The organism is Legionella drancourtii LLAP12 (assembly GCF_000162755.2).
Classification (GTDB): Bacteria; Pseudomonadota; Gammaproteobacteria; order Legionellales; family Legionellaceae; genus Legionella; species Legionella drancourtii.
In genome coordinates this window covers 1-12,849 of record NZ_JH413813.1, presented here as the reverse complement: position 1 = coordinate 12,849, position 12,849 = coordinate 1, and the positions used below count along the sequence as shown (strand labels likewise).

The following is a 12,849-nucleotide window of genomic DNA, read 5'->3' as shown; positions in this document are numbered from 1 at the left end:
CGCCTTGCTTGCCTTTGGCTGCTTCGCGCTCAGTACGGCTGTGTGTGGCGCGGGGAAGCATGCCGTATTCTGCTGTTACCCAGCCTTGGTTTTTACCTTTAATAAAACGAGGCACACCGTCAATTACTGAGGCAGTACACAGCACTTTAGTTTCGCCAAACTCTACAAGAACAGAACCTTCGGCGTGTTTTGTAAAGTTTCTGGTTAATTTAATGGAACGAAGTTGATTGGACTCACGATTACTGGGGCGCATGGGATAATCCTCACAAAAAAAGAGCAAGTATAGCGCTTAACTCTTAGAGTTGCACTTAATACTGCATTGAGTTTTTAATTTCTAATGTTTTACTAGGGGCGATTGCCATTTTGCTATTTTGGCCAAGATAGTAGAAATGTCAACAGACGCTAGAATGGTTTTAGGCAAAATAGCATTACTATTCAATGAGTATGAGGAGGTATCAGAGTACAAGTTGCGTAGTTAATCCCAAATTTTTCTGATTTCTAGCTAATTCTCTTGGTTGTGTTTTGGGCCTAAAAAATCCAGCTTCTGTTCTGGGGGGCGGCGGTGCCAACGGCAATAAATCTATGTCCTTAGCTGCAGAATTTATTGGTGTTAAAAAAGGTCTCCAGGCGGTTTTGTGCACGCGCATCTCCATAAAGCATTGATTTAGCGTGCTTTGAAATGTTTTTTGAGCAGTATTCATTACATTCTTGTCATGTGTCTTAAATAGCGCGTATATAAAATAGTCCGTTTGTTGTTTTAGTTTATTAATTAAAAGAAGCGCTTTTTTTCTTTCTTGTGGATTTGTCACCGGACTTAATTGTTTCCCATAATTTTGGAACAGGTTCATGCTCTGATAAAGCGCTTGAATTTTCTTTGTTTTATTAAGTATAGGGATAATTGATTCTTGTCCCATAATATAAGCTATGTTACGAGGGGTTATGGCAATTTTTTGTTGTTGCCTATCTTGATTGATATGGATGAAATAATTCATTCGAGCAGTAATTGTTTGATTGTGGTTAATGAATAATGCCTTACAATCGTTTATAGAAATAATCGCTGGTTTAAAGCAATTCACATTTGCTTTGATTAACTCAATAACTGCGTCAATCGCTCCTTTTTGGACAGCATAGTATAATGGAGATAGACTTTGGGTATTAGGTGTATTCAGCGCAACACCATATTTTGCCAGTTTAGCAAGGACTTCATGAAATCCATTTTGGGCTGCATAGTGGGCAGGAGTCCAGCCGAAGTTATCTTTTTTATCTAGGGAAACTCCTTGTTTTATCAGTTCTGGAATACAGTCAGGATAATTATATTGGGCCGTATAGAAGGCTGGTGTCCAACCGGATATATCAGGGGCCTCAAGGTCAACGCCATATTTTGTTAATTCTTTTAACATATTAGGGCGATTATTTATTACAGCATGATGCGCAAAAGTCCAATTGTATTTACCAATTTTATTTAATTTAACGCCATTCTTTACCAGGGCGGCAAGAGATTCGGCATGATTGTTAATTAATGCATAGTATGCTGGTGTTAGGCCTAAGGCATCAGTAGCATTAAGATCAGCGTTATGCTTTGCCAATTCTCTAATCACTTGCGGATGGTTGTTGCGTGCGGCATGATGTGCCGCAGTCCAATTTAATGCATCTCTTGCATTGAGATTAACACCCTTGCTTGCTATATCAGCGATTACTTGCTGATGGCCATATTGGGCTGCACAATGTGCCAGTGTTTGCTTAAATCGACCTGTGGTTCGTGGCGAAACCCCGCACGCGATGAGTGCCGCAATAACTTTCGGATACCCTTTTTGTGCTGCGTAGAACATTGGCGTTAAATAGGTATCATTAGGAGTATCCAAATTAACTTTATATTTGGCAAATTCAATAATGGTTTCGGGATGATTATTTATCGCGGCATAGTGCACTGCTGTTTCGCCAAATAGATCAACAGCATTGGGATCGACGCCATTTTTTATTAGTTCAGAAATAACCTCAAGGTGATTTTGGGCCGCTGCGGTGTGGAGTAATGTACATCTTTTTATATCGCGGCTCTGGAAATCAGCACCATGTTTCGCCAGCACAGCGATAACCTTGGCATGGCCTTTGTCTACTGCGAAATCAACCGCTGACCAATAATGATAATCAGTAAGATTAACATCAATATATTGTGCCAATAGATCAACAATGTGTTCGTATCCATAATCTGCCGCTAAATGAATCGGGGTTAGGCCATATACATCAGAAACGTTAAGATTAGTTTTATATTTAATTAATTCTTCTATTGTTTCTAGATGTCCATATTTTGCAGCAATATAAAGCAAATTAACTGCTTCTGTGCGTTGTGCCATTGCTTTAGTCAGGTGATGTTGTTTTTTAAATAAACCCAATGCATTTTTTAACTGGGGTAGTTTCGGGTAGTTCCCTGTGGTGATGACACGCACATTAAAGGCTGTATAAGGGCTGTTAGGTTTTTCTTTAAAACCGCTTGCAATTTTATGAGCAAGTCGAGCCGTATCTTTGAGGTTAAAGAATTTAGTTGGATATTGATTAATATCCATGAGTCGCCAACCCTTGCCGCGAATATACGAAAGAGCCATAGTATGATTTTGATTCATTAACTCGATACCAAAGACTTGGTTTGGGAGTTGGCTATTTTTTTCTAAGATACGTGCTAAATCATTTAAGTATTTGGCAATTTCTGCAATATTATAAATCATTGGTTCAGAATGGAGGATAACTAATCCACCGCGTGATTGTATGGCATCAGAGGCCGCAAAATTGGCAATTGCCTCAATATTTTGCTGATTTAGATTGTCATTAAAAAGAGGATAATGGTTAGTTGGGTATTGATAGAGTATTAGGCTGTTTAAAAAAGCAGTGATATCCAATAGATTATTATCTTCTTGAGTCAGGTTCCTTCCTTTTTTTGTTTTTAGAGTATTTAAGCTATGAATTATATTTTTCTTAGTTGCCAGAATTCGACGAATCCGTTCGTCAAATCTTTTTTCCTCACCTAACAGGCTGGCTTCGAGCCATCGCCAGCTAATGCCGTGGCAACAACCTTTGTTATCGTTGGTATAATTAAGCTTGACTAACAAATCTATAAGTGAGTCGTGAACGGCCATTTGATCGACAATAAGCAATTTAATTGGAATATTATTACTTTAGGCATCGGGTAATTACCAGACAATTTTGTTGCAATAATTTATTTTCAGTTTACATGTTGATTAATTACCTTTCAATATGTTAGTTTGAAAGTCTAAGTTAAAAATTATAATGTCATTATGTGCCTTTGCAATCATAAAATTAGCGTTCTTTTCTCCGCAGACTCTTCTGCATGGGCGCTATTTTCTTGCAATTTGCTCTCTTCTTTAAACTTCTATGTTGCGGTGGTTTTCGCCTTTCTCCTCTATCCCTAGGGTGGTCTCAAATTATTCGCCCCTCCCTAGGGAGGTGTTACCGAGCGGATTAGAACTATTTGACTAAATTATTGGAGAAGAATATGACGCAAACGAATTTAGATTCCCAGCAACAAAAAAAAGCGGGACTGAGCGTAGCTCAGAGCATTATTGCAGGTATCGCCGCTGGCGCAGGGGAAGTAGGGCTTAATCATCCCTTGTGGACGATAAAAACCTTAATGCAAAAAGGGGAGACCATCAAGTTTAATCCATGGATTTTATATCGGGGCATCTTGCCCAATGCGGCCAGTATGATTCCCATAACGGCGATACAAGTAGGTCTTAATCGTTTTTTTCAACAGCGTTTTTTTAGCAATAGTAATGAATTGAGTACCATACAGAACTTAATAACAGCATTTGCTGCAGGAGCTGCTTCTTCCCTGGTTAGTTGCCCTACAGAAATGATCATGACACATCAAAAAACGAGTTTTTATGCTGCGGGAGCACAGTTAATAAAGCAAAATGGGTATTCGCGTGTGTATACCGGTTTATTGGCAACCATGTTAAGAGAAGGAATGTTTACGACATTTTTTTTAGGAGTAACGCCGGTATTGAAAGAACGAATTCAAACACATTGTCCTCATGATTTTGCTTCTTCAATATTGGCAGGCATGTTAGCAGGGATTGGGGCTACATTAGCTTCTCAAGGTGTTGATACGGTGAAAACCCTTCAGCAAGCAGCTACGCCTTCTGAATCAGACGGTCTGGTAACCACGATGCATAAACTGTATTCGTCAAAAGGAATGCCTGGATTTTTTACCGGAGTTATCCCACGTGGCGCTCGGGTGATGTCTGCTGTAACGATGATGGCTTTGATTACGGAACAAATGAAAAAATTATTTGCTGACAGTAATGAAACAGAAAGCGCATCAATAAGCGCAGGAACTCGCTAGTTAATTTTTTAGTCTGGGATGGGCAATGCCTCACCCAGGCTGTGTTTTCTCTACAACAAGACTGGAAATGACTATATACTCCCGCTTTTCCTTTATACAACGTGCCGTAGGCATTGTCTGTTGCATCCATTCGTGTATTTTCGTTACGTGTGGAACCAGGAAGTATTACCATAAGTAGCATTAGCGTTTCCATGCGAGTTTTTACATTTTTTTTAAGCATAGATCACGTCCCGAGGCTTAACTTAACGCCATTCGAGTCTAAATGTAATGAGTGAATTTCACCCATTACTGTTGTTTTTAAATGTTATGTTAGGTTAACCGGCCATTCCCGTATATTGAACACCCAAGGAAATAATAAGGTATTTATTGTTTAACCCTGAAGAGCCACTTCCTGTGAACGCCATCTCTCCTGAGCTATTATCTCTAATGGACGTACTGGTTTTTTTATGGGGGAAATAATTAAAGTCGCCTTCAGCAAAGAGTTTTATGTGGGGTTTTACATGATAGCCAGTATTGACTGTTAGGTTATAAAATTTAAAATGATTAGAACCTTCTTTAAATGTAAGGTTACGTTGAAAATGTTGATCCACATCGCGTGCATTAACCTCGTTACTGAATTTGAATAAGCCATTGATTTCAAAGGCCTTCACTAAGTATTTACCGGCGATACCAAGATAGGGTGTTTTGAATGTTTGTTTGTAGCCTATTCCTTTTTCATTATCGGCAAAACAGCCAATTGAATTGCCATTATCATAATTATAACAACCTCCTTTGGCCAGGAAGCTAAATAAGGTTCTTTGATAGCCGATTAAGCCAGCAAGTTGATAACTGGGTTTTTGCAAAAACCAGGCACGAAGACTTAAATCAAACTCATTGCCTTGACGTAGATCGGTATCATTGTGGTGCGACCAGTGGCTCCAATGTTTTTGGCCTGGGACTAACCAATCATAATCATCCATAACGGCCTTACCTGTTGCCAGGGTTATCCACCCTTGGGCATTTGCATCCAGCCAGGGACGTAGTTTATAATTTGCCTCGCCTTTGATAACCGCATCCCCTTTAATCCGCCAATTCAATTGGCTAATTTTGTGTCCAGTATTACGGTCATAAACATATTCTTGTGATTTTCCAGCCAAATATCCTATTGAGCCATTCAATGAAAGACGGTCGTTGGTGTACGTAGCCGAGATTGCTTGACTGGTTGTAGACATAATTGCCAGGGTCATCAGCCATTTTGTTTTTCTCATTATATATTGTTCCTTATATATATATTAAATTTTTGCGCCTCGAGGAGTATGAGATCACATCTTGAGCGTCATGTCACTTTTCTTGAGAAAAATTAAGGTTTTTTTTATTTTTAGTCTCATCTCATCAATCTAAAATATTTTTTAGATTTGGATGAAATTTAATATTGTTCTTATTCAAGAAAAACATATAGCCGCTTGATAAAGTCATGGATGTGATTGGTAAATATTTTTACAAGGTGGTCGCGTGGCGATCTAGATTCTTAAGCTATACTTAAATAAGATAGGTGTTTTCAAGGAGGAATATAATGATTGGTACAATATTGTTAGTATTGTTAATACTACTTTTGATTGGCGCCTTACCAACTTGGGGTCACAGTAGAGAATGGGGATATTGACCATCGGGAATCATCGTTCTTATCTTAGTAATTTACTTAATATTAGTTTTGTTAGGTCGAGTACCTTTTGGTTAGGTTTGTAAATTTGGGTAAAAGAGAATAAATAGATTGTTGTGGCGTTGATAAAATATAGGGAACAGGAATTGTTATCATCGCAATAATCTATTGTAAAAGAGGTGATTTTTGGAGCTGAGTATGGCTAAAGAAGCCACTTAATGCCTTTCTGTTCGGATGGTAGTTATTGAATCTACCCCCTGGGCATTATTCAAGGAGCATGCAATGATCTAAAATGCTCTATTAAAATGCCCTTCATTTTTCAAAGAATGAGTATTGGCTTATAGCTCAATATGATTTAATGCTAAGTACTCTAGGATATCTCCTTCTGGCACGGTATTGCTTTCACTAGAAAAAAAAGAATTAGCGTTTTTTTGTGTTTGATTAGTCACGATATTCTTCGTTTTATCCTCTACAATTTCATTTTCAGAAGTTTCTTCTTCCTTTAGCTCTTTCTCGAATTCTTTTTCTAACTCATCTTCTAATGCCTCCTCTAGTTCTACCTCTCCGTCAGGAAGATCTGCTTCTACAGTTGCTTTTTGAAGTATTATAAATACATCGGTATTAGTAACTAGCTCAAAAGCGCCTTGTCCATCTGCGCGTGTTAATGATAAATCTGCGCCAGATAATAATAGAAATTCGACTATATCAGCGGAGTCTTGCTCTATAGCAATTAATAGGGCGCTATAGCCGCCAAAACCTTGAAAATTGACATCACCCCCTTCATTTAGTATGGATCGTACTTTCATAAAATCCTTGTTGAGCGTAGCATATAACAACTCAAAATTTTTTAAAGTTCTAAAAAATGGTGAATCAGAAGGAACTAAATCACTGGCTATTTCAGAACTACAATTTTCTATTAATGGATCAGCACCTAAATTTAGTAAATGCTCTGCGATTTGGTATTTTTTGTGACGAACAACTTGTATTAGCGCTGTATGGCCATTTTCTTCTTGAACATTAATATTAGCATCAGAGTCAGTATACTCACTCCATTTTTCTTTAGATTGTTGAATGGCTGTATTATCAAGCAGAGCTTTTATTTTTTGTAAGTTAGTAGTTGCATCATCTAATTCTATAATTTTTTTTAAAATTTCTTTTCTTTTTTCATGAATCCTAGCCGGACGCGTTTCTTTAATTGAGGTGCATTTTAAATAAAGTTTAATATCTTCTTCATTCAAATATTTTTTAAATACTGTTTCATAAAGAGATCTCGAACTAAATCGTGAAATGTATCCTTCTTCTTCTTGTAAGATTTTTTTTTCAATCCCATATTCATATAGTAATTGACTACCAAATTTTTTATTTGGCAATATCATTCCTAGTATCATGAATGCAGTCCAACTGTGCTTAATGGAATAATAAGAGGGTATAGGATAAGCAGGGCCAATTTCTATTTTACTAGAATTTAATCCTATACCTTTTTGTACATATTGTACTATAAGTGATTTTATTGCCCATGCCATGTAAAAATTGACCCAGAATCGAGGATTATTTTCTGGTGTGTCGTTTATCTGATTGGCAAATTTTTCTTGCATAAGATTAAAGAAACTACCTCTAGTCCACCAATAGCCAGACTGCTCGGCGAAATGTTCTTTTTCTTCTTGTAAATATAACTTTATTAAATAGTCAAACATTTTTTTAATCACCATAATTAATTTTATTTTTTATGGATACTAAAAATCATCCATATTAAGAGATTTTTTATTCTAAATGATAGGCATGACCTCGGTTTCTTCATTGCCTTTTGTGTATGTAGAAATCCTTTTCTACAGGCATCTATCTACGAATTACACGGGGAGGCGGTGGAGGTGGTGGACGATTGACTCGGGGAGGAGGGGGAGCATTTCGATTTGATCGTGGCTGTTGGTTTCGTGTTTGCGGTTGCGGGTTTAGTTGCCGAGCACGTTCTTGATTAACTCTCTGTTGAATTTGTTGGAATCCTTGTTGTCGAACACGTTCTTGTTTAGCTCTTTCTTGAATTTTTTGCTCCACTATTTGTGCACGTTGTTGATCTCGTTGTTTTGATTGTTCCTGACATTTTTGTATTTGTTGCACTCGTTGTGTTGCTTGATTGGTTCTTTCTTGCATTTTTTGTAGTGTTTGTTGTTGTCGAGCCTCTCTTGCTTGCTGAGTATTCGGACGAGGTGTTGGCTGCGACGGACGAGGTGTTGGCTGCGACGGACGAGGTGTTGGCTGCGACGGACGAAGTGTTGGCTGCACAGGACGTAGTTGTTTCGTTTGTGATGGCTCTTGTGCCTTAATAGCTTGCTGCTCTTGTTGTACTTGTATTTGTTTCAATAAAATTAGCCGTTTATTACGCTCATTCCAAAAAATTGGGCTTCTTGGGGCGAAAATTGGTTTATCTTGACCGTGCTTAGATTGATGCACAAAAGCCTTGGTCGTAAAATGGCATTTATTTTGTTCACCGAATTGTTTTTTAAGGAGGTCAACAAATGTAGTTTTAGGAACAGGGCGCTGTACTTCTGCTTTTTTAATAAAATGACTTGCCGTAGTTTTTTCAAATTGTTTTTTAAGAACATCTTGAAAAGTATAATTTCCGTTAAAAACAGGGGGAGAAGACTGTGTTGACCCACTTGAACTTGATTGTTTGGATGTACTGGGTTGATTGCCATAAACCATCGTTGGATCGCGATAGGGTATATTTGTTTTTGTCTTATCTTTAGGAGGAGTGTTTGAGGTGTCATCGTGTGATATGTTGCTATGGGATGTAATTATTTGCAATGCATCATCATAAACTTTCTTACAAGAGTGAAATCTTAGTCTTGTTATCATATCATGAACAGTTTCTTGTTTATGATTTTTTTTCGATAAATCTGCTCCGGCTAAAATCAATTTTTTCAATAGAAGCGGTCTATTATTGTACACGGCAATGTGTGCCGGTGTTTCTAGTTTATGATCTACTGTTTGTGTAAAATGAGGCTGAATATCCGTATATTTTATTAATATATTCATTAACGGTTCGTTGCCTGATTTGGATGCGATATGCAATAATGTAGTTTTTTTTTCGCGAGCCCCAATAGTATAGGTTTGGTTAAGAATTTCTTTGAGTTTCGAAAGAGAACAGTCTATCTGCTTTGCATGATTGATAAGTTGTGCAACGCTTGTTAAATTATTACTAAGCACAGCCTTTTTAAAATAATTAGGTAATGATTCAATTGTTGCGTCAGAGATTTTTTTTAAGTCGATATCTTTGAGCTTCGTTGAATCTGCTCTGAGAAGCTCAATTGGCGCACCAAAAGGCACTGCCCACTCGTGATAACCGCCCCTTTTTCTATAGTCAGGATGTATAATGCCCCAAAATTCAGATGAATTTGTGTGCTGACTTTTGGGAATTAATCGCATGATCCCCTTTTGTCCCATTGCCGTGGAGCTGGAACAATGTTCCCAAACAAAAAATGCATCTGGTGCTGCTTGCATGTTAGATGAAATATTTGACATTAATTTTTCATTAGTAATTTCGTTACAAAACTGTATGCCTTCTTGAGAGAGCTGCTCGAGTTGTTGCAATAAAAGTTCATTACAGATCTGATTATGTTTTTCTCTACTCTTGCCAAAATCTTCTTCATACAATTGAACTTCAAAGTAACAACTATATGCTTGTTTAGTGTGTTTCATATAAACCTTCTAAGAAATCATCAAATGCGTCGCAGGCTTTTTCTATAATTGTGGGGGGTGTTTGGTCATCCAATTCGTCAAGCTCCTCGTCATCAAGATGTTCAAGAGCAAAGGTGCCACACATTAATAAATATACCTTTGCTTGATTTTCTTCCCATTTTAGATAGTAAACAGAGTTATAGGAGTGTTCTGCAAAAGGTAAGGTATCTGGGCCTAAAATTTCCCCTAAGTTCTTAATTATATTCCAGACATTATTGACATTATCCTTATCATCATTCAGTGTATAAAAATAACCAATTGAATCGTGTGTTTCATAATCTCCATACTTATTAAGTTTCGGGGTGCCGCCATTATAATTTCTAAATATTTCTTTGAGTTGATCGGGTATGGGATGGCCAAAGTGTTGTTCAAGCTGCATTAATTGAGCCTCACTTGCTGGCGCTTTGACTCGAGATATTTTTAACTGACTGACATGAAAGGGCTGATTTTTTCTGGCTTCCAGTGTTTTTAAACGGGCTTGTTCATAGAGCTTCGCATCACTAATTTCTTCTTTTTCTGCTATATATTTTTTCTTGCGTTCATCGCTAAGAGGTTCTCCCTTATGAAGTATTATGTGTATCAATGAATCAGTAACTAATTCGAAAACACCTTGACCATCATAGCGCATCAAAGATAAATCAGCACCGTTTGTTAGAAAGAGTTCAACCAATTCCAGATTACTTTGTTCAACTGCAATTAATAGCGCACTGTATCTACCCGCACCTTGAAAATTAATATCAACTCCTTGAGCTATTAATTCTTTAACTGTTGCCACATCATTATCGTGAGTTGCAAATAAAAGTTCATTATTTTTAAGGTACTTGTATATGGAGGTATCTCTTTCTATTAAGTCACTTGCTATCTTTTGCTCATGATTTTTGATTAAAGGGTTCGCACCTATTTGTACTAAACATTCAACAAGTGGGTAGTTCTCTAATTCAACGGCATACATTAATGACGTGTAGCCATTTTGAGGGGACTGATAATTTAAATCAGCTCCCTCTTCTATAAGCGTTACTATTTTAGATGACTGTGGTGAATCAGAGCTTAGCTCATCAAGTAACGCTTTTGATTTTTGATCGGAATCAGTTTTACTCATGGTAATGTCCTGTTTTTTTAATCAGTAGAATTTTAACCCTTTGAACATAGTTGATACGGTAGAAAACACACTATTTACACTAGAAAAAAAAGAGTTGGGATTTTCTTGTATTGGCGTTGCCGCACGATTCTCTTCATTCTCAATGACCACATTTTCAGAAACAAGCTTCTTATTTTTTTTAGATGGCAATACTTGTTTTTCTTTGGCTTCAGGTATTTCAATAATTTTATTAGGAGGCGATATTTGTTTTTCTTTGGCTTCAGGTATTTCAATAATTTTATTAGGAGGCGATATTTGTTTTTCTTTGGCTTCGGGTATTTCAATAATTTTATTAGGAGGCGATATTTGTTTTTCTTTTGTTTCTGGTATTTCAATATCCTCCTCAGGAGGATATTCCTCTTCTTCTTCAGGTATTTCAATTGTGTTAAGCAGTATGTTGTAGACTCCCTCGCTATTGACTAATTCAAATGCTCCTTGTCCATCGGCACAGGTTATTGTTAAATCAGCGCCTGATGATAATAGTAATTCAGTTAAGTCAGCAAAATCTTGCTCTATAGCAATTAATAGCGCTGTATAGCCCCCCAAACCCTGAAAATTAATATCAGCTCCTTCATTGAGTATGGATGTTACTTTTTTTAAATCACCAATGAATGTTGCATAGATCAGTTCATAGCCTTTTAACATGGTGAAAAGAGGCGAATCAAAGGGAACTAAATCACTTGCGAGTTCTAAATTATAGTTTTGAATTAACGGATCAGCTCCAAGGTTTAATAAAAGCTCTACTAGGCGGTATTTCTTTTTATGGGCTGCCAAGGTTAATGCAGTATAGCCGTTTTCTTCTTCTTGATAATTAATATTACCGTTAAATGTAATTGGAGTCATCCCATCTTTTGTGGAATCATAATTAAATGTGGCATTGTCAAGTAAAATTTTAATTTGTTTTGAGTTTGTAGTGTCATCATTTAATTCTACAATTTTATAAAGGAGCGTTGCTTCTTCGTCAGAAACTCGTTGGAGCTCTGTTTCTTCGATAGAGGTGCATTCTAAAAAAGAACTAATATCATCTTCGCATAAGTTTCTTTTAAATACTGTTTCGTAAGTAGATTCAGAGCTAAATCGTGAGAGGTATCCTCCCTCTTCTTTGGAGTATTTACTTGCGCATGCGCTACTGTCAAATTGTTTATCTGGTACGATCATTCCTAGTATCATGAATGCGGTTCAGCAATATTTTTCTGAGTAAAAATAAGGTCTTTCTCTTGGAAAGTTGATATCTATCTTTTTGCTGGAACTTGGCTTGGGATTCGATTGAATTGATTTAATAGCCCATGCCATATAAAAATTGGCCCAGAACGTGGGGTTATCTTCTGGGGTTGTATGGATTAACTCGTTGTATCTATAATCTGAGGCAATTATAGCAGGGATTGACTTGCTGTGTTTATTACTTGATGCAATTGTTTTATAAAAATTATCAATAGTCCATGTATAATGAGCCGGTTTCTTTTCATAGTGCTTTTTTTCTTGCAAATATAATTCTACTATATATTCAAACATACAATTTAACAGCCTTGTTGTTTTTAATTTGCGCCATTCTCCATAAATATTAAATATTGTCAATATCCTATTGTTATTTATAATAAAATTTTTTGTCAAAAATCAAGGTATTTTCTTGATAAGGAATTAAGAGAATCGGGTATTATTTTCACTAAAATTTTATTTAATTCAATGGGGTATTTTTTTAGTATGGGGCTCCGAACTTGGTGCAAATGCCTTGTTATCAAAGAAATAGACCATTTATTTAATTAACTTCATATAAACCTTCTAAGAAAGCATCAAATGCCTCACCGGTTTTTTCTGTAATTATGAGGTGTATTTAGTCATTTCTTTAACATGGATAAATCAATGTCGTTTTATCTGATTTTTAACACTAAAAATTGGCTGTAATTAATCCATTCCATTCGTTACAATTGCTTACAGTTCGGAAATGTATTTGCCCATAAATTGCTTTAAAAGATTTTTATAAGA

Annotated in this window: 9 protein-coding genes and 1 pseudogene; 2 read left to right on the top strand and 8 right to left on the bottom strand. The window is 36.7% G+C overall.

Annotated elements, in window-relative coordinates:
- Positions 1 to 253, bottom strand: a pseudogene (gene rph / locus LDG_RS06220) (ribonuclease PH); the annotation flags it as partial.
- A 202-nt stretch (positions 254 to 455) separates the two neighbouring features.
- On the bottom strand, positions 456 to 3,128 hold the full coding sequence (locus LDG_RS06215; RefSeq protein WP_040534714.1) for an ankyrin repeat domain-containing protein: 2,673 nt from the start codon (positions 3,126 to 3,128) through the stop codon (positions 456 to 458).
- A 377-nt stretch (positions 3,129 to 3,505) separates the two neighbouring features.
- On the opposite strand from LDG_RS06215, the gene LDG_RS06210 reads away from it, so the two are divergent.
- Positions 3,506 to 4,354 carry an MC/SLC25 family protein gene (locus LDG_RS06210; protein ID WP_006870353.1) on the top strand — a complete coding sequence of 283 codons (849 nt, stop codon included), beginning with the start codon at positions 3,506 to 3,508 and terminating at the stop codon, positions 4,352 to 4,354.
- Between the two features lie 314 nt (positions 4,355 to 4,668).
- Here the strand turns inward: LDG_RS06210 and LDG_RS06205 are convergent, their stop codons facing one another.
- On the bottom strand, positions 4,669 to 5,601 hold the full coding sequence (locus LDG_RS06205; protein WP_006870352.1) for an omptin family outer membrane protease: 933 nt from the start codon (positions 5,599 to 5,601) through the stop codon (positions 4,669 to 4,671).
- Between the two features lie 305 nt (positions 5,602 to 5,906).
- Between LDG_RS06205 and LDG_RS20820 the strand changes: the two genes are divergently transcribed.
- Positions 5,907 to 5,996, top strand: a complete 90-nt coding sequence (locus LDG_RS20820) for a DUF3309 family protein (protein WP_267878841.1) — start codon at positions 5,907 to 5,909, stop codon at positions 5,994 to 5,996.
- A 335-nt stretch (positions 5,997 to 6,331) separates the two neighbouring features.
- Here LDG_RS20820 and LDG_RS18430 read toward each other — a convergent pair whose 3' ends face one another.
- The 5 genes from LDG_RS18430 to LDG_RS06180 all read right to left on the bottom strand — a co-directional run bounded on the left by LDG_RS18430 (position 6,332) and on the right by LDG_RS06180 (position 12,378).
- A complete protein-coding gene (locus tag LDG_RS18430; RefSeq protein ID WP_006870351.1) occupies positions 6,332 to 7,687 on the bottom strand; it encodes an ankyrin repeat domain-containing protein in 1,356 nt (451 codons plus the stop codon).
- Between the two features lie 142 nt (positions 7,688 to 7,829).
- Positions 7,830 to 9,689, bottom strand: a complete 1,860-nt coding sequence (locus LDG_RS06195; RefSeq protein WP_006870350.1) for an ankyrin repeat domain-containing protein — start codon at positions 9,687 to 9,689, stop codon at positions 7,830 to 7,832.
- Positions 9,676 to 10,827 (bottom strand): SMI1/KNR4 family protein, encoded by a 1,152-nt coding sequence (locus LDG_RS06190; protein ID WP_006870349.1) that lies wholly within the window; start codon positions 10,825 to 10,827, stop codon positions 9,676 to 9,678. The genes LDG_RS06195 and LDG_RS06190 overlap by 14 nt, the downstream gene beginning before the upstream one ends.
- A gap of 21 nt (positions 10,828 to 10,848) precedes the next feature.
- Positions 10,849 to 12,024, bottom strand: a complete 1,176-nt coding sequence (locus tag LDG_RS06185; protein ID WP_006870348.1) for an ankyrin repeat domain-containing protein — start codon at positions 12,022 to 12,024, stop codon at positions 10,849 to 10,851.
- A gap of 21 nt (positions 12,025 to 12,045) precedes the next feature.
- Positions 12,046 to 12,378, bottom strand: a complete 333-nt coding sequence (locus LDG_RS06180) for a hypothetical protein (RefSeq protein ID WP_006870347.1) — start codon at positions 12,376 to 12,378, stop codon at positions 12,046 to 12,048.
- Positions 12,379 to 12,849: the final 471 nt, after the last annotated feature.